This is a genomic window from Achromobacter sp. SLBN-14 (assembly GCF_006715415.1).
Lineage (GTDB): Bacteria > Pseudomonadota > Gammaproteobacteria > Burkholderiales > Burkholderiaceae_B > Achromobacter > Achromobacter mucicolens.
Window position 1 is genome coordinate 5,807,025 of the sequence record NZ_VFNE01000001.1, and the last position, 20,121, is coordinate 5,827,145.

The window sequence follows — 20,121 nt, forward strand, 5'->3', positions numbered from 1 at the left end:
GCGTTACTCCTGCACGGTGCGCGGCGCGGCGTTGGCGGCGGGCGAGGACTTGCCCCGCTTGCGCTGCACCAGCGACAGTACCCACACGAAGAAGATGGGAACGAAGATCACGCCCAGCAGCGTGGCGGTCAGCATGCCGCCGATCACCCCCACGCCCAGCGCGCGCTGGCTGGCCGCGCCCGCACCGGAGGCCAACGCCAGCGGCACCACTCCCAGGATGAACGCCAGCGACGTCATCACGATGGGACGGAAGCGCAGCTTGGCGGCCTGGATGGCGGCGTCGGCAAGGCTGTGGCCCTGTTCGCGCAGGCTCTTGGCAAACTCCACGATCAGGATGGCGTTCTTGGCCGCAAGGCCGATGATGGTGATGAGGCCAACCTTGAAGTACACGTCGTTCGGCATGCCCAGCACCGTCACCGCCAGCACCGACCCCAGCGCGCCAATCGGCACGATCAGCATCACGGACGCCGGAATCGACCAGCTTTCATATAGGGCGACCATCAGCAGGAACACCACCAGGAAGGCTAGCGCGAACAGCATCGGCGCCTGCGACCCCGCGAACTTCTCCTGGTACGACAGGCCGGTCCATTCGTAACCAATGCCCTCCGGCAAGCCGGCCACGATGCGCTCGATCTCGGCCATGGCCTGGCCGGTACTGCTGCCGGGCATGGCGTCGCCCGCAATCTTGAATGCCGGATAGCCGTTGTAGCGGGAGATCTGCACGGGGCCGTTCTCCCAGTCCGTCTTCACGAACGCGCTGAGCGGCACCATGCCGCCGGTCTTGTTCGGCACGTTCAGCTTCAGGATGCTCTCGGGCGTCATGCGGTCGCGCACGTCGGCCTGCACCACCACGCGCTGCAGGCGGCCGGCGTTGGCAAAGTCGTTGACCGTGGCCGACCCGTAGGCCGATGAAATCGCGGTGCTGATCACGTCAAAGCCCACGCCCAGCGCCTCGGCCTTTTCGCGGTCGATGTCCAGCCGCAGCTGCGGCGCGTCGGCCAGGCCTTCCATCATGGCGTAGGCGATCACGGGCGAACTGTTGGCCTGCGCCAGCAGCTGGTCGCGCGCTTCGGTCAGCGCCGCGCGGCCCACGCCGCCGCGGTCCTGCAGCCGCAGCGCGAAGCCGCCCGAGTTGCCCAATCCGTCGATGGGCGGCGGGTTGACGGCCATGACCGCGCCGTCGTCGATCACCGCGAAACGCGCGTTGACGCTGTCGGCCACGTCGGCGGCCGATTGACCCTTGCCCCGCTCGGACCAGTCCTTGAGCGTCGGGAACGCGATGCCCGCGTTCTGACCCGTGCCCGAGAAGCTGAAACCCATGACGGTGAAGGCATCGCCCATGGCGTCCAGCGACAGCAGGTGCTGCTCGACGTCGGCCACGACCTTGTCGGTGCGGACGTGCGTCGCGCCCGGCGGCAGTTGCACGTCGACGATGACGTAGCCCTGGTCTTCCGGCGGCACGAAGGATTCCGGCACGCGCATGTACAGCACGGCCAGCACGGCAACGATGGCCGCGTAGATCACCATGTAGCGGCCGGTGCGGCGCACCAGGCGGGAATTGAGCGCCTCGAAGCGGCCCGTCAGGCGGTTGAACGCGCGGTTGAATCCGCCGAAAAAGCCCTTCTTTTCGTCGTGGTGGCCCTTCGGAATGGGCTTGAGAAACGTGGCGCACAGGGCCGGCGTGAAGGTCAGCGCCAAAAAGCCCGAGAACAGGATCGACACCGCCAGCGACAGCGAGAACTGCTGGTAAATGACGCCCACCGAACCGCTCATGAACGCCAGCGGCAAAAACACCGCCGACAGCACCAGCGTGATGCCGACGATGGCGCCGGACACCTGTTCCATCGCCTTCACGGTAGCTTCGCGCGGCGACAGGCCTTCCTCGGCCATGATGCGCTCGACGTTTTCAACCACCACGATGGCGTCGTCCACGAGGATGCCGATGGCCAGCACCATGCCGAACATGGTCATCATGTTGACTGAGAAGCCCAGCACCGACATCACCGCGAACGTGCCCAGCAGGCACACCGGCACGACGATGGTCGGAATCAGCGTGTAGCGGAAGTTCTGCAGGAACAGGTACATCACCAGGAAGACCAGCACCATCGCTTCCAGCAGCGTGTGCACCACCTTCGTGATGGCCACGCTGACGAACTTGGAAGTGTCGAACGGCACCGAGTACGCAATGTCTTCGGGGAACGAGGCCGACAGTTCCTTCAGGCGGGCATTCACGGCCTTGACGGTGTCGATGGCGTTGGCGCCCGGCGCAAGCTGCACCGCCGCCCCAACCGCCTTCTTGCCGTTCAGGCGCGTTTCGAAGTCATAGCTCTGGCGGCCGACTTCCAGGCGCGCCACGTCGGCCAGGCGCACGGACGAACCATCCGGATTGGCGCGCAGGACGATGCGCCCGAATTCCTCGGGGTTGTCCAGCGTGCCCTTGACGGCCAGCGTCGCGGTCAGCTCCTGCTCGGGCGCGCCGGGACGGCTGCCGAAGCTGCCGGCCGGCACCTGCACGTTCTGCGCGGCAATGGCCGCGTTGACGTCCGCCACGGACAGGCCAAGACCCAGCAGCTTCTGCGGGTCGATCCAGACGCGCATCGCGGCTTCGGCGCCGAAGAACTGCACCTTGCCCACGCCATTGACGCGGCGGATCTCGTTGTTGATGTGGCGCGCGGCGTAGTCGGACAGCCCGACCACATCCTTGTGCGCATCGTCGCCCTTGTAGGTCAGGGCGTAGATCATCAGGAAGTTCGAACTGGCCTGCTCAACCTGCAGACCTTGCTGCGTCACAGCGGTGGGCAGGCGCGCTTCGGCCTTCTTGATCCGGTTCTGCACGTCGACCTGCGCCAGGTCGGGATCGGTGCCGGGCTGGAACGTGACGGTGATTTCCGCGCTGCCGCTGGAACTGCTGGACGACTCGTAGTACAGCATGTTCTTCGCGCCGTTCAGCTCTTCCTCGATGACGCTGGTAACCGAATCGACCAGCACGGTCGCGGAGGCGCCCGGATAGGTGGCGGCAATGGTCACCTGCGGCGGCGCGACCACCGGAAACTGCGACACCGGCAGCGACGGAATCGCCAGCAGCCCCGCGAGCGAGATGAAGATGGCCACCACCCAGGCGAAATTGGGGCGGCCAATGAAAAACTTGGACATGGTCTAACCTCGGATTTGCGCGCGATGCATGGGGGCCGCTTATTGCTTGGCGGCAGCCGCGGCATCGCCGGCGGCGGCCACCTTCGGCTCGTTCACGGGCGTCACGCTGACTTTCTGGCCGGGCACGGCGGCGCTGACGCCGCCCACGATCACCCGGTCGCCGGGCGCAAGGCCCTCGGTGATGTGCCAATCGCCGCCGCGCATGGTGCCGGTCTGCACGGCGCGGGTTTCGACAACGTCATCGGCCCCCACCACCAGCACCTGCGGCTTGCCATCGGTGCTGCGGGTGACGGCGCGCTGCGGGACCAGGATCGCATCCGGATCCACGCCCTGATGCGTGCGCACCCGCACGTACATGCCGGGCAACAGCAGCACGTCCGGATTGGCGAATTCACCACGCAGGGCCACCTGGCCGGTGCTGCGGTCCACGGCGATGTCCGAGAACAAGAGGCGCCCTTCGCGCTGCTTGTCGGTGCCATCGATCGTGATGGAGATGCGCGCGCCCTCGCCTTCGCCCAGGCTGCCATCCTGCATGGCCGCGCGCATGCGCAGCATGTCGGCGACCGGCTGGTTGAAGTCCACATAGACCGGATCCAGCTGCTGGATCGTCGCCATCACGGTGGCTTCGTTCTGGCCCACGAGCGCGCCTTCGGTCACCTGCGCACGCCCGATGCGGCCCGAGATGGGCGCTTTGACCGTGGCGTAGTCCAGGTTCAGCTGCGCGGTCTCGACGTCGGCCTGGGCCGACCGGCGGGCGGCCAGCGCGCTCTTGAGCGTGGTGTTGGCCGTGTCGAAATCCTGCTGGCTGACGGCTTCGATCTTGACCAGCGGCGTGTAGCGCTTGACGACGGCCTGGGCATCGGCCACGGCGGCCTGGGCCTTGGCCAGCTCGCCCTGTGCGCGCGACAAGGCGGCCTTGAACGGCGCGGGGTCGATGCGGAACAGCACGTCGCCCGCCTTGACGTCGGCGCCTTCGACGAAATCGCGGCTGAGCACGATGCCGGCCACGCGGGCGCGGACTTCGGCCACGCGCATGGGCTCGACGCGCCCGGGCAGTTCGCTTGTCAACGTGTAGCGCTGCGGCTGCACGGCCAGCGCCTGCACGGGACGCGGCCCTGCCGCCTGGGGCTCACCGCCGTCAGAGCCGCCGCAACCGGCCAAGAGGGTTGCCGTCGACAACACCGCCAGGGGCAACTGCCATGCTTTATTCCACTTCATTCATTACCCCCGCGCCGCGCGTCTTGAATCCAAAGAGACGCCGATGCTACCTTAAAGACCGTTTTGAATCAATATTGATTCATTTGTCTCTTTTCGACTTGATTTTGCGGACCAACAAGTCCTTACTTGAAAAATTCGCCAAAGTTTGTACAAAGTGAATCGGCCATGATCCAATACCGGCCCAGGGATATCCAAAATGGGGAGGAGGCAATGTCTGAAGAGGCAGGCCACGAGCGGCTGCTTGTCGCATTGGCGCTTGCGATGGTGGACCAGCCGCGCGCCACGCTGCAGGAACTGGCCAAGGCGGTGGGCGTCAGCAAGGCGACCTTGTACCGGTTCTGTAAGACGCGAGACCAGCTGGTGCTGCGCCTGATGACGCATTGCGCGCAGGTCATGAAGCAGGCGCTGGCGGACTCGCACCTGGACACCGCCCCGCCCCGCGCGGCGCTGCGCAACCTGATCGAACAGCACCTGGCACACAAGGAGCTGACGGCGTTCCTGATCTACAACTGGAAGCCCGACACCGAGCTTGAGCCCGACATCATGAACAGCTGGTCGGGCTACCAGGAAACGCTGGACGCATTTTTTCTGCGCGGACAACGCGAAGGCGCATTCCGCGTGGACATGACCGCCGCCGCGCTGAGCGAACTATTGATCGCGATCATCACCAGCATGGTGGATGCCGAGCGCCGCGGCCGGATTGCCCGCATGGGCATCGCGCAGGTGGCCGAGCAGATGATGCTGCACGGCATCTCGGCCGAGCCGGCCGCTGGCCGCTGAACGGGGCGTCCGGATCGTTGCACCCGTGCGCGCACGGGTGCAACGGGCACAAGCCCGACTTCCGCGCCCGCTCAGGCCGCCGTCACCGGGCGGCCGTAAAACGGATAGTTCGGATCGTTGTAGCCATGCGCGGAGGCGTGACCGGGCACCACCCACTCGTTCACGACCGTTTCGTCTTCAGGCGAGATCGTCACGTCCAGCGCCGCGTAGTAATCGTCCATTTGCGCCAGCGTGCGCGGACCGGCGATGACGGCGGTGATGACAGGATTGGCCAGCACCCACGCGGTCGCGAAGTGGCCCGGCTGAACCCCGCGCGCGGCGCTGTGCTGCACAAGCTTCTGCGCGATCTGCAGGGATTCTTCGCGGAATTCCGTGGCCAGGATGCGGCGGTCGCCCCGTCCGGCACGGGTATCCGGCGCCGGCGCCTGGCCCGGCAGGTACTTGCCCGTCAGCACGCCGCGCGCGATCGGGCTGTACGGCACGACGCCCAGGCCGTAATGCTTGCACGCCGGCAGGATCTCGACCTCTGGGCCGCGGTTCAGCATGTTGTAGTACGGCTGACACACCACCGGTTGCGGCACACCCAGCTTTTCGCACAGGCGCATCACCTCGGCAATGCGCCATCCGCGGAAATTCGACAGGCCGAAGCTGCGCAGCTTGCCCGCGCGGATCAGGTCGCCCAGCGCCCACAGCGCCTCTTCCAGATTTTCTTCGTGGTAGTCGCGGTGCAGGTACAGGATGTCCATGAAATCCGTATCCATGCGCGAGAGGCTCTGCTCCACCCCGCGGATCAGCCACTGGCGCGAGTAATGCGCCAGGTTCGGTCCCTTGCCGACCGGATTGCCGATCTTGCTGGCCAGCACCCAGTCGTGGCGTTGCCCCTTGAGCAGCTTGCCCACCACTTCTTCCGACCGGCCCTCGTTGTAGACGTCCGCGGTGTCGATGAAATTGACCCCATGATCGCGCGCCGACGCAACGATGCGCGCGGCCTCGTCATCGGGCGTCTGCTCTCCGAACATCATGGTGCCCAGGCAGAGCGGCGATACCCGGAGATTGCTGGTTCCCAGTCGGCGGTAGTTCATGGCGTGGTTCCTTGATCGGATGAAAAGATGCGGCGTGGCCACGCGGCAACGCGCGGCCGAACGCGATATCTTGCCCGAAAAAACCTGACATGCCGCAAAACCCCGGCTGGGATGAGGGTGTCAGGCACCGGCCTCGTTGCGCAGGTGTCAGTCGCCCGCGTCCACCGCCGCCAGGATCTTCCCGAACAGCGCGTCGGCATGGGCCGAATTCAGCCAGCGCACGATCACGACCATCTTGCGCTCTGGCTCCACCCACGTGAACGAGCTGCCCGCCCCTACCCCGAAGAAGCTGGAGGACGGCACGCTGGGAAAGACCTTGCCTTCGTGGTTCAGCCAGATCAAATAGCCGTAGTACGGCGCGATGTCGCAGGGGGTGCGCATGGCCTGCAGCCATTCGCGCGACAGGATCTGGCGGCCGTTCGCCTGGCCGTCGTTCAACAGCATCTGGCCAATCAGCGCCTGGTCGTTGGCGCTGATGGACATGCCGCCGCCCCAGTGCGAACCGCCGGGCACCGACGGCATGCGCTGGCCGTCGATCTCGACCCAGGCGTTGTCGTAGCCGACCCACTGCCAGTTCTCGCTGCAGCCGATGGGCCGCGTGACGGCCTCGCGGAACACCTCCGGCAGCGGTTTGCGGAACAGATGCAGCAGCGCATAAGACAGCTGATTGATGCGCACGTCGTTGTATTCCCAATACGTGCCGGGTTCCTGCAACGGACGCGCATCGCCCTTCTTGCCATCCGGCGGCACGCCAAAGGTGACGGCGCGGTAGCGGTCCGCCTGATCCGACACGCCGAAGCGTTCGCCTTCCCATTCGCTGGTCTGCTGCAACAGGTGGCGCCACGTGATGGACGCGTTGCGGCCTTCGTCAAAGCCGATGCCCGGCACGCGCTTGCCCACGGGCTCGTCCACATCCGGCAGCAGGCCGCGGTCATGCGCGACGCCCGCCAAAATGGCCAGGTAAAGCTTGGCGACGCTGAACGTCAGGTCGGCCCGGTCCGGCTCGCCCCACGAGGCTACGGTCTTGCCGTCCACCACCACCACGCCGGACACCGGCCCGCGATCGTGGATGGGACCCAGCAGACGGTTCCACGGCGGCGGGTCGTTCAGGTGCACGCCAAAATTGCCTTTGACGCTGCGATCCCAGGTCGATTCGTGATCGTTGGCGAACTGGATCGCCTGCTGCATGAGCGTATTCATCGGTTCCCTCGTTGTTGTGTGTTCATCCCGCCACGCGTTCGGGCGCGCGGGTCAGATATTCCATGGCGGCTTGCAATCCGCCCGAGCGGTGCGGGACGCCGGCCGCGGCCAGCCCCATCTCCACGCCAGCCAGCGTGCCGCATAGCGTCAGGTCGTTGAAGTGGCCCAGATGGCCGATGCGGAAGATGCGGTCGGAAAGCTTGCCCAGGCCCTGCCCCAGCGACATATCGAAGCGATCCAGAATGACCTTGCGCAGCGCGTCGGCGCTGTGGCCGTCGGGCATCAGCACCGCGGTCAACGCCGGGCTGTGCGCGGCCGCGTCCAGGCTCAGCAGCTCCAACCCCCACCCGGCCACCGCCAGCCGGGTGGCGCGGGCGTGGCGCTCGTGGCGCGCAAACACCTGCGGCAGGCCTTCGGCCGCCAGCATGGCCAGCGCTTCATGAAGGCCATACAGCAGGTTGGTCGACGGGGTGTACGGGAAATAACCCTTTGCGTTGGGCCCCAGCATTTCGCGCCAATCCCAATAGGAGCGCGGCAGGCGCGCGGTCTCGGCCGCGGCCAGCGCGCGCGGCCCCACCGCGTTGAACGACAGGCCCGGCGGCAGCATCAGTCCCTTCTGCGATCCGGCCACCGTGACGTCCACGCCCCATTCGTCGTGGCGGTAGTCGATGGAGCCCAGCGAGGAAATCGTGTCGACCATCAGCAGCGCCGGGTGCCCGGCCTGGTCGATGGCGGCGCGCACCGCGGCGATGTCGCTGGTGACGCCGGTTGAGGTCTCGTTGTGCACCACGCACACCGCCTTGATGCGGTGCTGGGCATCGTCGGCCAGGCGCGCGCCGATGACGCCGGCATCGACGGGGCGACGCCAGTCGCCTTCGATGCAATCAACATCCAGCCCCAGCCGCCCGGCAAGCTTGCGCCACAGGCTGGCAAAGTGGCCGGTCTCGACCATCAGCACGCGGTCGCCCGGCGATAGCGTGTTGACCAGCGCCGCTTCCCAGGCCCCGGTGCCCGAAGCCGGAAAGATCACGACAGGCGATTCGGTCCGGAAGACCTGCTTGATGCCCGCCAGCACCGCTTTGCCAAGCTCGCCGAATTCCGGTCCCCGATGATCGATGGTGGCCTGGTCGATGGCGCGCAGGACGCGGTCGGGGACGTTGGTCGGTCCGGGAATCTGCAGGAAATGCCGGCCGGACGGGTGGGAGTTCAGCGTGAGCATGCGGGGCCCCAATATGGACGGTTTGTATACCAGTACGGCCTGCGCGCATCCTGATGCGACACGCGCCAGCCTGGCGGACTTGCGGCTTGCGCCACTCTATCCCATTGTTTTTACGTCGATAACCTAGGGTATACACCCATCAAAACCGCAGCAAAGACAGGTTTATAGTCTGCGAAAACAAGGGGAATTTTTGTATACCAATGAGCAGCGATCCTAGCTTCTTGCCGGATCACGCCGGGGCCGTGGCCTCGCCCGATCTTGCGCCCGCCCCAGTCCCAGCGGCCGTTCGCGCCGCCGGCGACGGGCGCACGCTGGCGGGATCGGCGGCCGGATCGCTGCGCGAACGCATCATCCAGGGCGAATTCCCGCCCGGCACCCGCTTGAACGAACGCGCGCTGTGCGACCTGCTGGGCGTGTCGCGCACCCCGCTGCGCGAGGCGTTCCGCCTGCTGGCCGCCGAAGGCCTGGTGCAGATCGAACCGAACCGCGGCGCGCAGGTGGTGGCGCTGTCCGAAGCGAACATCCGCGAAGCCTTCGAAGTGATCGGCGGGCTGGAAGCGATGTCGTGCCGGTTTGCCTGCGAGCGCGCGACCGACGTCGAGATCGCGGAAATCCGCGCGCTGACCTACGAAATGATGGCCAGCCATGCGCGGCATGACCTGCCGACGTACTTTCGCGTCAACCGCGAGATCCACGAACGCATCAGCCTGGCCGCGCACAACAGCCTGCTCAAGCAGCTTTACGACGCGCAGAACGCGCGGATCCAGAACCTGCGCTTCGTCTCGAACGAGAACCGGCAGAAATGGGATCTGGCGATGCGTGAACACATAGAAATGGCGGAGGCCCTTGCCGCGCGCGACGCGGACCGGCTGGCAGCCATCATGCGGCAGCACCTGCAGCGCAAATGCGAGGCGGCGCTCAAGAGCCGGAGCGAGACGATAGATACGCAACACATGTAGTGTCATCAAGAGGAGCCTTCACCATGGCTGATAGTCGCTTCACACCTTGCTGCATCACGCTTTCTCGCTTCACCCCCGCCGCGTCCGCGCTGTCCTTGCGCCGCGTCACGCCATTGAAGGCACTGGCCGCCGCGCTGGTGGCCTGCGCCGCACTGGCATCCCAGCCCGCGCTTGCCGGCAAGAAGGACGACACCTTGCGCATGGCCTACGACCAGGCCCCGGAAAGTGTCGACCCGTACTTCAACAACGTGCGCATCGGCGTCATCATCGCGGCCAACGTGTGGGACACCCTGCTCTACCGCGACCCGGTCACCAACGAGTACAAGGGCCAGCTCGCCAAGAGCTGGAAGCAGATCGATGACAAGACCATGGAATTCGAGCTGCGCGAGGGCGTCAAATTCCACAACGGCGAGGAGTTCGACGCCGACTCGGTGGTCTACACGCTGAACTTCGTGGCCGACCCGAAGAACAAGGCGGTCACGCAGCAGAACGTGTCCTGGATCGACAAGGTCGAGAAGATCGACAAGTACAAGGTGCGCCTGACCACCAAGGAGCCCTTCCCCGGCGCCAAGGAATACCTGTCCACCACGGCCGCCATCCACCCCGCCAAGTACTACCAGGAAGTCGGCCCCAAGGGCATGAACGCCAAGCCCGTGGGCTCCGGTCCGTACAAGGTCGTGGACTATCAGCCCGGCAAGTCCATCACGCTGGAACGCAATGCCGACTATTTCAAGGATTCGCCCAAGGCGCAGCCCAAGATCGGCAAGGTGGTCATCCGCTTCATCCCCGACCGCCAGACGCAGATGGCCGAGGTGATCTCCGGCGGCGAAGACCTGATCATGAGCGTGCCCAAGGACCAGGCCGAGCAGCTGGGCGGCATGCCGAACCTGCAGATGGTGACCGGCAACACCATGCGCATCGTGTTCATGCAGATGAACATCCTGGAAGGCACCCCCGCGCCGCAACTGAAGGACGAGCGCGTGCGCCGCGCCATCATCCACGCAATCGACCGCGAGTCGATGCTCAAGAACATCGTGGGCGAAGGCGGCGGGCTCATCAACACCATCTGCACCCCGTCGCAGGTGGGCTGCACGCAGGAAGGCGCGCCGACCTACAAGTACGACCCTGCGCAGGCCAAGAAGCTGCTGGCCGAGGCGGGCTATCCCAACGGCTTTGACATCGACATCGTTGCGTACCGCGAACGCAACCAGACCGAAGCCATCATCAACTACCTGCAGGCCGTCGGCATCCGCGCCAAGCTGAATTTCCTGCAGTACGCCGCGATGCGCGACATGATCCGCGCCAACAAGGCCTCGCTCACGCACCAGACCTGGGGCTCGAACCTGGTGAACGACGTGTCGGCATCCACGCCGGTGTACTTCGCCTTCGGCAGCGACGACATCACGCGCGACCCGAAGGTGCGCGACCTCCTGAAAAAGGGCGATACCACCATCGACAGCGATGCGCGCAAAGCGGCCTACAAGGAGGCGCTGGACATCATCGCGGAAAAGGCCTACGCGGTGCCGCTCTGGACACTGCCCGCCTACTACGTCGCCACCAAGGACGTGAACTTCAAGCCCTACTCGGATGAGCTGGTGCGCTTCTGGGACATGAGCTGGAAGTAAGGCGCGCCCCGCGCCGGGCCGGCCCCGCGGCCCGCCCGGCGCTGCTGAACAGAGAGGAAGTCCTATGCTTTATTTCACGCTGAGGCGCCTGGGCCTGGCGGCGCTGGTGGCGCTGACCGTGTCCATTCTGGCGTTCCTGCTGCTGCACCTGTCGGGCGACCCGGCGCTGGCGCTGGCCGGCGAAGGCGCGCGCCAGGCCGACATCGACATGATCCGCAAAACCTACGGGCTGGACCGCCCGATCATCGTCCAGTACGCCGACTGGCTCTGGCACATCCTGCAAGGCGACTTCGGCACCTCGGTGTACTTCAAGACCGAGGCCGGGCCACTCATCCTGTCCAAGCTGGCGACGACGCTCAAGCTGGGCATGGCCGCGCTGGCCTTCGCGCTGTTCATCTCGATTCCGCTGGGCGTGCTGGCCGCCCTGTACAAGGGCAGCCTGATCGACCGCGTCTGTCTGGCGATTGCCGTGCTGGGACAGGCGCTGCCGAACTTCTTCTTCGCGCTGATCCTGATCATGCTGTTCTCGATATCCCTGCGCATCCTGCCGGTGTCGGGCAGCGGCACGTGGCAGCACTTCGTCATGCCCGCGATCGCGCTGGGGTATTACGTGGCGCCTGCGTTCATGCGGCTGATCCGCGCTGGCATGATCGAGGTGCTGGGCGCCGATTACATCCGCACCGCGCGCGCCAAGGGGCTGCCGGCCGGCAAGGTGATCTTCAAGCACGCGCTGCGCAACGCGATCGTGCCGGTGGTGGCGCTGGCCGCCGTGCAGCTAGGCTACCTGCTGGGCGGCTCGGTGGTCATCGAAACCATCTTTGCGCTGGACGGGCTGGGTTACCTGGCCTACCAGAGCATCACGTACAAGGACTATCCGGTCATGCAGCTGATCGTGCTGCTGCTGTCGGTGCTGTACGTGCTGCTGACGCTTGCCGCCGACGTGGCCAACGCGTGGCTCGATCCGCGCATCCGGGTGTCCTGACATGAATACGCCTACGATCACCCCCGCCACGTCCGCGGCGCCCCCGCTGGAACTGTCCGCGGCCACGCTGCGCTGGCGCCGCCTGCGGCGCAACAAGGCGCTTTTGGCCGGCGGCGGCATTCTGCTCGTCATCGTGCTGATCGCGCTGCTGGCCCCGTGGATCTCGCCGCACGATCCCTATTTCCAGGATCTGGCCTACCGTACCGCGCCGCCCGTCTGGTACGAGAAAGGCACCTGGCTACACCCATTGGGCACCGACCAGCTGGGACGCGATTACATGTCGCGCCTTTTCTACGGGGCGCGCATTTCGCTCCTGATCGGCATTAGCGTCGCGCTCATCTCCGGCCTCATCGGCACGGCGATGGGCATGGCGGCCGGCTACTTCGGCGGCAAGGTCGACATGGCCGTGTCGTTTCTCATCACCACGCGGCTCTCCATGCCGGTGATCCTGGTGGCGCTGGCCACCGTGGCCATCGTCGGCGGCTCGCTGTGGGTGGTGATCCTGGTGCTGGGTTTGCTCAAGTGGGACCGCTACGCGGTGGTGATGCGCAGCGCCACGCAGCAGGTTCGTTCGCTGGAATACGTGGCCGCGGCGCAGGCAGCCGGCGCCAGCACCTGGCGCATCGTCTGGGGCGAGGTCCTGCCCAACGTCGTGCCGCAACTGATCGTGATCGCCACGCTGGAAGCGGCCAGCGCCATCCTGCTGGAAGCCTCGCTGTCGTTCCTGGGCCTGGGCGTACAACCGCCGCTGCCGTCCTGGGGATTGATGATCTCCGAAGCCAAGGCCTACATGTTCTTCTCGTTCTGGCTGATCGCCATTCCCGGATCGGCGCTGGCGCTGCTGATCTTCGCGATCAACCTGGCCGGCGACGGATTGCATCAACTCCTGACGCCTGAAGAGAGGGCCTGAGCATGAATGGCACCGATATCGTCCTGGACGTGCAGGGCCTGACCGTCGACATCGCCACGCCACGCGGCCCGCTGCACGCGGTGCGCGACGTGTCCTTTCAGGTCCGGCGCGGTGAAACGCTGTGCCTGGTCGGGGAATCGGGCTGCGGCAAGTCGATGACCTCGCTGGCCATCATGGGCCTGTTGCCCAAGGCCGCCCGGCGCAGCACGCGCCGGCTGGCCGTGCTGGGCGAGGACCTGTCCAAGGCGCGCGGCCGGCGCGTCAATGCCCTGCGCGGCAGCAAGATGGCGATGATCTTTCAAGAGCCCATGACGGCGCTCAACCCCGCCTACGCCATCGGCGAACAGCTCACCGAACACTACATCCACCATTGCAAGGCGAGCAGCCAGCAGGCGCGCGACCGCGCCGTGGAACTGCTGGAGAAGGTCGGCATCGCGTCGGCCGGCCAGCGTCTGGGCCAGTATCCGCACCAGTTGTCCGGCGGGCTGCGCCAGCGGGTGATGATCGCGATGGCGCTCATGTGTGGTCCCGAGCTGCTGATTGCCGACGAACCCAGCACCGCGCTGGACGTCACGATTCAAGCGCAGATCCTGCGGCTGCTGGCGGACCTGCAGGCCGAACTGGGCATTGCCATGGTGCTGATCACGCACGACCTGGGCGTGGTGGCGCGCATCGCCCGCCAAGTGGCGGTGATGTACGCCGGCCAGATCGTGGAAGAAGGCCCCGTGGCCGACATTTTCGCCACCCCGCACCATCCCTACACGCAAGGGCTGCTTGGCTGTATCCCCGTGCCCGGCCGCACGGCCCCGGGCGAGGCGCTGGGCACCATCCCGGGCGTCGTGCCGTCGCTGGTGGGCGAGCTGCGCGGCTGCGCCTTCGCCGATCGCTGCCGTTATGCGCAACCGCAGTGCCGGCAGGCCGTTCCCATCCATGGCCAGGCCGCTGGCCAGCAATGGCGCTGCATTCTCAGCGCCGAAGGAGTCCCCGCATGAGCGCGCTGCTGCAAGCCGATGCCGTCAGCCGCCAATTCACGGTGCGCGCCGGCATGTTCCGCCCGCGGGCCACGCTGCACGCGGTCAATGGCGTGGACCTGGCCGTCGACCGGGGCGCGGTGCTGGGCATCGTTGGCGAGTCGGGCTGCGGCAAGTCCACGCTGGCGCGCATGCTGCTGGGTCTGACGCCGCCCACCGAGGGCAGCATCCGCCTTGAAGGCCAAGACATCCGCAAGATGGACCGGCGCGCCCTCGCCCGCCGCGTGCAACCCATCTTCCAGGACCCGTATTCGTCCTTGAACCCGCGCCGCTCCATCGCTTCCATCGTGTCGCTGCCGCTGGAGGTGCACGGCATCCCCAACCCGAAGATGCACAAGGCCATCGACATGCTGGAACGCGTGGGCCTGCCGCCGCGGCTGGCCCACAACACGCCCGGGCAGCTGTCGGGCGGCCAGCGCCAGCGCGTGGCCATCGCGCGCGCGCTGGTGATGCAGCCCGAGATCGTGATCTGCGACGAGCCGACCTCCGCGCTGGACGTGTCGGTGCAGGCGCAGATCATGAACCTGCTGATGGACCTGCGGCGCGACTTCAACCTGACCTATGTCTTCATCAGCCACAATCTGGCCGTGGTCGAACACATCGCCACCCACGTGGCCGTGATGTACCTGGGCCGCGTGGTCGAATCCGCGCCCACCGCCCGCCTCTTTCACGACCCGCGCCATCCCTACACGCAGGCGCTGCTGGCGTCGGTGCTCACCCCCGAGCCGGGGCTGGGCATCCCCGACATGGGCCTGGGCCTGTCGTTTCCCGACCCCCTGCATCCACCGTCCGGCTGCCCCTTCCATCCGCGCTGCCAGCACGCCATGCCGCAATGCAAGACCGAACGGCCCGCGCTGACGCTGCGCGATGGGGCGCTCGTTGCCTGCCACCTCTACCCGACCCATTCCTCGACGTCCACCGGAGCTTCCCAGCCATGACCCGCGCACAAGCCATCGCCCAGGCCGAGCAGTGCTTTGATTCCGGCGCCTTCCGCACGCTTCTGGCGCGCCGGCTGGCGCTGCCCACGGAAAGCCAGAACCCCGAGCGCGCCGCCGTGCTGGCGGACTACCTGGAAGCGGAAATCCGGCCGGCGTTCGAAGCGCTGGGCTTTACCTGCCGCACCCTCACGCATCCGAAGGCGCAGGCCCCTTTCCTGTACGCCGAGCGCATCGAGGACCCGGACCTGCCCACCGTGCTGGGCTACGGCCACGGCGACGTGATCCGCGGATTGGAACGGGAATGGAAGGAAGGCCTGTCGCCCTGGGCGCTGACCGAGGCCGAAGGCCGCTGGTATGGCCGCGGCATCGCCGACAACAAGGGTCAGCACAGCATCAACATGGAGGCGCTGCGGCTGGTCCTGGAAACGCGCGGCAAGCTGGGCTTCAACGCCAAATACCTGATCGAGATGGGCGAGGAAACGGGTTCGATGGGCCTGCGCGAACTGTGCACCGAACATCGCGACCTCATGGCGGCCGACCTGCTGATCGCCTCCGACGGCCCGCGCCTGAGCGCCAACCGCCCTACCATCTTCCTCGGTGCGCGCGGCAGCCTGAACTTCGACCTCACCATCGAGGCGCGCGCCGGCGGCCATCATTCCGGCAACTGGGGCGGACTGATCTCCAACCCCGGCCTGCAACTGGCGCATGCGATCGCCAGCATCGCCACGCCCAACGGCCAGATCCGCATCCCGGAATGGGTGCCCAAGGAACTGCCGCCGGCCGTGCGCCGCGCGCTGGCCGACTGCGAAGTCGATGGCGGCGCGGACGGGCCTGAGATCGAACCCGACTGGGGCGAGCCCGGCCTGTCACCCGCCGAACGCGTCTTCGGCTGGTGTTCGTTCGAGGTGCTGGCCTACAAGACCGGCAACCCGGACACGCCCGTCAACGCCATCCCGCCGCGCGCGTGGGCGCGCTGCCAGCTGCGCTTCGTGGTGGGTGTGGACCCGGACGACCTCATCCCGGCCCTGCGCCGTCATCTGGACAGCCACGGCTTTCCGATGGTGCAGATATCCCTGACGCGCGAAACCATGTTCCGCGCGACCCGCATCGACCCGGATGACGCCTGGGTGCGCTGGGCGGTTGCGTCGCTGGAACGCACCTCCGGCCAGAAGACCGCACTGCTGCCCAACCTGGGCGGCTCGCTGCCCAACGACATCTTCACCGACGTGCTGGGCCTCAAGACGATCTGGGTGCCCCACTCGTACCCCGGCTGCTCGCAGCACGCGCCCAATGAACACCTGCCGCCCGAACTGCTGCGGCAGGGGCTCAGCCTGATGACGGGGTTGTACTGGGACCTGGGCGCGGGCGACACGCCCGAGATCAGAAATCCCAGATAACCGGCACCCAGCGGAACGCATCGCCTTCCTTCGCCACCCGGCCCACCGACGGGAACGGCAGATGCGCCGCCACGAGCAGCCCCTTGTTCTGGGCCAGCTCGTTGAACAGGGCAAGGCGAACCCGGGCCGACTCCACCGGATCGTGCTCGAAGCCGTTGTGCCATTCGGGATGATCGAACGCCACCGGGAACACGGCGTCGCCCGCAAACGTCAGGCGGTCGCCGTCCGAGATCAGATCGACGACACAGTGGCCGGGCGTGTGGCCGCCGGTCAGTCGCACGATCACGCCCGGGGCCACTTCCTTGCGATCCTCGAAGACCTGGATCTGGTCGCGGTAGGTTTCATAGAAGCTGGTCGCGGTCGAGCGCAACACGGCGGGCACCGGCTTGGGCATGACCGTCTGCGTAAAGTCCGGTGATGTCCAGAACGCCACTTCGGTGGCGTTGACATGGATGCGCACGTCCTTGCGCAGGCGCTCCTTCACGCCGGGGACCAGCAGACCGCCCACGTGGTCCATGTGCATGTGCGTGACGATCACGTCCGTCACGGATTCGAGCGCAATGCCCGCCGATTGCAGGCGTTGCGGAAACTGCCCCGCGCGCGGAAAGCCCGGAAACTGCCCGCCCAGCCCGGCGTCGATCAGAATGGTCTGCTCGCCGCTTCGTGCCACCATCACGTTCAGCGGCCAGTCGAATGCGTCCGGCGGCATGTACATGTGGTCGAGCCAGTCGGCCAGATCGGCCGGATCGGCATTCGTGGCCATCGTCGAGGTGGGCAGCGGCAGCACCCCGTCGCTGACCACCAGCGCATCGATGTCGCCGATCTGCACGGCATAGCGGGAAGGAACCAGATCGATGGCGGTCTGGGTGACGGGGTCCAAAGTGTCTGCGGAAAACATGGCGTTATCTCCTGGATGGCAGTCAGGCGGCGGCGCAGCGGGCAAGCGGCGCGCGCCAGGCGGGGTGGTACGAGTCGATCGACAGTGAAGGCATCGTAGGACCACCACCGCAGCCGCGGTAGACACGGCGCGGGAAGCACGATGTTGTGCGATGCGCACCAATGCGGATGGCGCATTGGCCCGCCGCGCAAACCTGCTCAATTCAACTCGGCGCCAATCTCCGAGTCCCGGTACGCCACGGCGGTCATCGCCGTCAGCACAAAGATCACGCCAACGCACCCCACCGCGGCCAGCACACCCTGCAGGGCCTGAACGCCCACGTAGTCGTACAGCATCGGACGCAAGTCGTTGCTGGCGTGCGCGCCCAGGACCAGTAACGTGAGGAATGCCAGCATCAACGGCCACCGCGGATAGCGCATCGCGCCACGCACCGCGCCAAACCCATACGTGCCCGTGACCGCAGCGCGCGGCAGGCTCAGGCCGTACACGGCCAATCCGTACAGCACGGGCAGCCACACCAATGCCAGCAATGCCATCAGCATGCCGTAGAACAATTCATCGTTGCCGCCGCCGATCAGCATGTAGAGGACATACGGAAGATCGCCCGTGGCGCGCGCGATCGCCATGCCGCCAACCGCCAGTGCACCCAGCAACACGAAGTGCCGGGCCTCCGGGTTGCCGCCCCGCGCGTCGGCCGTGCGCGCGGTCTCGCCCAGCAATATCACCCGATGCCACGCGTACGTCGTGCGCGCGAAGGCGATCAGGCAGACGAGCGCCAGCGCAAGGATCAGCCAATCCTGAAGCCGATACAAGGGAGATACGACCAGCGCGAACGGCAGCGTCAGCACGAACACCGCCAACGACCAGGGGGCTGCGGCCAGCATCGTGCGGCCCTGTTGCCGGATGACGCTGGCGGTCGCCGCGACGAGGCGGCCTGCTCCGAGTTTGCTGGACACGAGACTCCCTTGCTCTGACATGGTGGGTCTCGTTTATACCGCACGCGGCGTGGTCAAACCGGGACAGGCGGCGCCTATCTCGGTTACCCTCGCGGACCATTCCTTTACGCCCTATCTTCATGAAGACGATTCCCCTTGCATTCGCCGCCGCTGCGGCCGCCCTGCTGCCTACGCTGGCCAGCGCCGCCTACACGCCCACCGACATTGAGCGCGCCGTTCTGGAATATGGCATCCGCGAAGAGCATGATGCGCTGCTTGCCGCCGATTGGCGCCTGCTGGGCCGGGTGATGGATTACTCGCGTGTGGACGCCCAAAAGATCTCGGACATCTACGCCAAGGGTCCGAACGACAAAGTGCCGCCCGTGATCGACGATTCCTTCGTGATCAAGACAACCATCGACGCTGCCGCCGCGAAAGCCGGCGTCGTCACCTTCGCCGGCACGCGCGGGGCCACCGTCCGCGCCATGCTGCCGGCCGGCGCCAAGCCCGCCGACGCCCTGCTGCTCAATTGCACCAAGCTGGCGTGGGCCGATGGCGTTGCCACGTTCTCGCAATGCCAGGACTGGGCGCCGATCGCCGAGAAGACCGTCGCCACGTTTCGCGCCGACATTGCCGCATTCCTTCAAGGCAAGCCGGTCAAGAAATACGTGGCAAAGTTCGTCGTCGACTACTTCGTCGTCGCGGGCGACATGCCGGACAAGTCCGGCTGCCCTGACGACCGCAAGGCCTGCGACCAGGCGATCCGCAAGACCGACATGACGAGCGCCGGCTACCAGGCCGTCAACGAGCGCTTGCAGGCCGCAGGCGTGCAGACCGGACGGTAGGCCCCCAAGGCCCGGACCAATCGCAAAGCCAGGCTGGCGCGAATTCACGCTTCCAACGGAACGGGAATCTGATCCCGTTCCAACGCGCGCATCAGCCTGGCCCATTCCTGCGGCGTCAGGTGCGGCTGGATGGCCTGCAACACGGCCTCGAAGACCGGCGCCGGAACGGCCATCTGCAGGCCGCCCAGCAACGCGGCCCGCTCGCCGGGCGTCATGGCCGGAATCATCCACCGCAGCACGCACAGATTCTCGGCCGGCGGCAGCGAGGCCACGATGGCGCCCTCCAGCGCACGCAGTTCGTCGTCGCTGTAGCAGGACCACAGCGCCTGATTATGCTGGGACTCCTCCACGTGCATGTGCACGAAATTTTCCCCCACGAACAACGCCAGCCCGCGGTACAGCCGCAGCGCGGCGTCCGTTCGAGCGGCGGCATGCTGCGCGGCGCCCAGGCACGCCACCGCCTCGCGCAACGCCGTGATCGCGGCCAGGTGCTCGGCATGCTCGCCAGCGACGCGTGCGCTGGAACCCGGACGCCGTGCTTCCATGGCGGGATGAACGAAGTCGTTCTCGTGACCCAGATGGCTGGCGCACAGGTCCGCCAGCGCAAGCACGCGTTCACAGACCGCCCGCGTGGCGGCGGGGTCATGCACGTCGATCCGGCCGACGGCCAAGAGCGTATCCATCATCATGGCGCGCAGCGCCTTGTGGATGCCAACATAGATGTCCACGCGCGGCGCATCGGCGCCGGACGGCGGAAAGGACGGGGAAGCAATCAGGCAGTTCATGGAGTAGACCTTTTGTGCGGTGAAAAAGCGGGATTCGCGCGTTGAACAGTGGCGCGAATGCCGGCCGCGGCGCCGGTCCAATCCCGAGTGCCAGCCAGCGAAGACAGTCTAGGAAAAGCCCGGGCCGCGCGTTGCTAAAAGTCTGTTAAGCAGCCTATGATTTC

The 20,121-nt window shown here is 66.4% G+C and carries 17 protein-coding genes; 9 read left to right on the plus strand and 8 right to left on the minus strand.

The window, feature by feature from the left end:
- Positions 1-3: 3 nt before the first annotated feature.
- Complete coding sequence (locus FBY20_RS26645; RefSeq protein ID WP_142055541.1) at positions 4-3,153, minus strand: efflux RND transporter permease subunit; 3,150 nt, start codon at positions 3,151-3,153, stop codon at positions 4-6.
- 39 nt (positions 3,154-3,192) lie between these two features.
- The gene (locus FBY20_RS26650; RefSeq protein ID WP_142055543.1) at positions 3,193-4,371 is read right to left on the minus strand and encodes an efflux RND transporter periplasmic adaptor subunit; all 1,179 of its coding nucleotides are present in this window, start codon (positions 4,369-4,371) and stop codon (positions 3,193-3,195) included.
- Positions 4,372-4,581: 210 nt separating this feature from the next.
- Here FBY20_RS26650 and FBY20_RS26655 point away from each other — a divergent pair, with 210 nt between their 5' ends.
- Complete coding sequence (locus tag FBY20_RS26655; RefSeq protein ID WP_142055545.1) at positions 4,582-5,151, plus strand: TetR/AcrR family transcriptional regulator; 570 nt, start codon at positions 4,582-4,584, stop codon at positions 5,149-5,151.
- Positions 5,152-5,222: 71 nt separating this feature from the next.
- On the opposite strand, the gene FBY20_RS26660 is transcribed toward FBY20_RS26655, so the two are convergent.
- From FBY20_RS26660 to FBY20_RS26670, 3 genes are all read right to left on the minus strand, one after another.
- On the minus strand, positions 5,223-6,233 hold the full coding sequence (locus tag FBY20_RS26660; protein ID WP_142055547.1) for an aldo/keto reductase: 1,011 nt from the start codon (positions 6,231-6,233) through the stop codon (positions 5,223-5,225).
- Positions 6,234-6,380: 147 nt separating this feature from the next.
- Positions 6,381-7,433 (minus strand): serine hydrolase, encoded by a 1,053-nt coding sequence (locus FBY20_RS26665; protein ID WP_062841539.1) that lies wholly within the window; start codon positions 7,431-7,433, stop codon positions 6,381-6,383.
- 22 nt (positions 7,434-7,455) lie between these two features.
- Positions 7,456-8,652: an alanine--glyoxylate aminotransferase family protein gene (locus tag FBY20_RS26670; protein WP_056317096.1), complete on the minus strand. Its 1,197-nt coding sequence runs from the start codon at positions 8,650-8,652 to the stop codon at positions 7,456-7,458.
- 200 nt (positions 8,653-8,852) lie between these two features.
- Between FBY20_RS26670 and FBY20_RS26675 the strand changes: the two genes are divergently transcribed.
- From FBY20_RS26675 to FBY20_RS26705, 7 genes are all read left to right on the plus strand, one after another.
- Positions 8,853-9,611: a GntR family transcriptional regulator gene (locus tag FBY20_RS26675; RefSeq protein WP_223575669.1), complete on the plus strand. Its 759-nt coding sequence runs from the start codon at positions 8,853-8,855 to the stop codon at positions 9,609-9,611.
- Positions 9,612-9,634: 23 nt separating this feature from the next.
- A complete protein-coding gene (locus FBY20_RS26680) occupies positions 9,635-11,236 on the plus strand; it encodes an ABC transporter substrate-binding protein (RefSeq protein WP_255452512.1) in 1,602 nt (533 codons plus the stop codon).
- Positions 11,237-11,300: 64 nt separating this feature from the next.
- The gene (locus FBY20_RS26685) at positions 11,301-12,218 is read left to right on the plus strand and encodes an ABC transporter permease (protein ID WP_056317093.1); all 918 of its coding nucleotides are present in this window, start codon (positions 11,301-11,303) and stop codon (positions 12,216-12,218) included.
- A gap of 1 nt (position 12,219) precedes the next feature.
- Entirely contained in the window at positions 12,220-13,128 is a 909-nt protein-coding gene (locus FBY20_RS26690; RefSeq protein WP_081101081.1) for an ABC transporter permease, read from the plus strand.
- 2 nt (positions 13,129-13,130) lie between these two features.
- The gene (locus FBY20_RS26695) at positions 13,131-14,120 is read left to right on the plus strand and encodes an ABC transporter ATP-binding protein (protein ID WP_056317090.1); all 990 of its coding nucleotides are present in this window, start codon (positions 13,131-13,133) and stop codon (positions 14,118-14,120) included.
- Complete coding sequence (locus tag FBY20_RS26700; RefSeq protein WP_142055550.1) at positions 14,117-15,097, plus strand: ABC transporter ATP-binding protein; 981 nt, start codon at positions 14,117-14,119, stop codon at positions 15,095-15,097. The genes FBY20_RS26695 and FBY20_RS26700 overlap by 4 nt, the downstream gene beginning before the upstream one ends.
- Positions 15,094-16,494, plus strand: coding sequence for a M20 family metallopeptidase (locus FBY20_RS26705; protein WP_142055552.1), 1,401 nt, complete (start codon positions 15,094-15,096; stop codon positions 16,492-16,494). The genes FBY20_RS26700 and FBY20_RS26705 overlap by 4 nt, the downstream gene beginning before the upstream one ends.
- On the opposite strand, the gene FBY20_RS26710 is transcribed toward FBY20_RS26705, so the two are convergent.
- Positions 16,478-17,392 carry an MBL fold metallo-hydrolase gene (locus FBY20_RS26710; RefSeq protein ID WP_142055554.1) on the minus strand — a complete coding sequence of 305 codons (915 nt, stop codon included), beginning with the start codon at positions 17,390-17,392 and terminating at the stop codon, positions 16,478-16,480. The two genes, FBY20_RS26705 and FBY20_RS26710, sit on opposite strands and share 17 nt — an antisense overlap.
- Before the next feature lie 197 nt (positions 17,393-17,589).
- On the minus strand, positions 17,590-18,369 hold the full coding sequence (locus tag FBY20_RS26715; protein WP_254595347.1) for a hypothetical protein: 780 nt from the start codon (positions 18,367-18,369) through the stop codon (positions 17,590-17,592).
- A gap of 98 nt (positions 18,370-18,467) precedes the next feature.
- On the opposite strand from FBY20_RS26715, the gene FBY20_RS26720 reads away from it, so the two are divergent.
- The gene (locus FBY20_RS26720; protein ID WP_142055556.1) at positions 18,468-19,172 is read left to right on the plus strand and encodes a hypothetical protein; all 705 of its coding nucleotides are present in this window, start codon (positions 18,468-18,470) and stop codon (positions 19,170-19,172) included.
- A gap of 44 nt (positions 19,173-19,216) precedes the next feature.
- Here FBY20_RS26720 and FBY20_RS26725 read toward each other — a convergent pair whose 3' ends face one another.
- The gene (locus FBY20_RS26725) at positions 19,217-19,957 is read right to left on the minus strand and encodes a hemerythrin domain-containing protein (RefSeq protein ID WP_142055558.1); all 741 of its coding nucleotides are present in this window, start codon (positions 19,955-19,957) and stop codon (positions 19,217-19,219) included.
- Positions 19,958-20,121 lie beyond the last annotated feature (164 nt).

What these genes read in the sequence shown, in the direction of transcription:
- FBY20_RS26645 (WP_142055541.1), bottom strand. Translation starts at nt 3,153, where the DNA reads ATGTCCAAGTTTTTCATTGGCCGCCCCAATTTCGCCTGGGTGGTGGCC.
- FBY20_RS26650 (WP_142055543.1), bottom strand. Translation starts at nt 4,371, where the DNA reads ATGAAGTGGAATAAAGCATGGCAGTTGCCCCTGGCGGTGTTGTCGACG.
- FBY20_RS26655 (WP_142055545.1), top strand. Translation starts at nt 4,582, where the DNA reads ATGTCTGAAGAGGCAGGCCACGAGCGGCTGCTTGTCGCATTGGCGCTT.
- FBY20_RS26660 (WP_142055547.1), bottom strand. Translation starts at nt 6,233, where the DNA reads ATGAACTACCGCCGACTGGGAACCAGCAATCTCCGGGTATCGCCGCTC.
- FBY20_RS26665 (WP_062841539.1), bottom strand. Translation starts at nt 7,433, where the DNA reads ATGAATACGCTCATGCAGCAGGCGATCCAGTTCGCCAACGATCACGAA.
- FBY20_RS26670 (WP_056317096.1), bottom strand. Translation starts at nt 8,652, where the DNA reads ATGCTCACGCTGAACTCCCACCCGTCCGGCCGGCATTTCCTGCAGATT.
- FBY20_RS26675 (WP_223575669.1), top strand. Translation starts at nt 8,853, where the DNA reads ATGAGCAGCGATCCTAGCTTCTTGCCGGATCACGCCGGGGCCGTGGCC.
- FBY20_RS26680 (WP_255452512.1), top strand. Translation starts at nt 9,635, where the DNA reads ATGGCTGATAGTCGCTTCACACCTTGCTGCATCACGCTTTCTCGCTTC.
- FBY20_RS26685 (WP_056317093.1), top strand. Translation starts at nt 11,301, where the DNA reads ATGCTTTATTTCACGCTGAGGCGCCTGGGCCTGGCGGCGCTGGTGGCG.
- FBY20_RS26690 (WP_081101081.1), top strand. Translation starts at nt 12,220, where the DNA reads ATGAATACGCCTACGATCACCCCCGCCACGTCCGCGGCGCCCCCGCTG.
- FBY20_RS26695 (WP_056317090.1), top strand. Translation starts at nt 13,131, where the DNA reads ATGAATGGCACCGATATCGTCCTGGACGTGCAGGGCCTGACCGTCGAC.
- FBY20_RS26700 (WP_142055550.1), top strand. Translation starts at nt 14,117, where the DNA reads ATGAGCGCGCTGCTGCAAGCCGATGCCGTCAGCCGCCAATTCACGGTG.
- FBY20_RS26705 (WP_142055552.1), top strand. Translation starts at nt 15,094, where the DNA reads ATGACCCGCGCACAAGCCATCGCCCAGGCCGAGCAGTGCTTTGATTCC.
- FBY20_RS26710 (WP_142055554.1), bottom strand. Translation starts at nt 17,392, where the DNA reads ATGTTTTCCGCAGACACTTTGGACCCCGTCACCCAGACCGCCATCGAT.
- FBY20_RS26715 (WP_254595347.1), bottom strand. Translation starts at nt 18,369, where the DNA reads ATGTCAGAGCAAGGGAGTCTCGTGTCCAGCAAACTCGGAGCAGGCCGC.
- FBY20_RS26720 (WP_142055556.1), top strand. Translation starts at nt 18,468, where the DNA reads ATGAAGACGATTCCCCTTGCATTCGCCGCCGCTGCGGCCGCCCTGCTG.
- FBY20_RS26725 (WP_142055558.1), bottom strand. Translation starts at nt 19,957, where the DNA reads ATGAACTGCCTGATTGCTTCCCCGTCCTTTCCGCCGTCCGGCGCCGAT.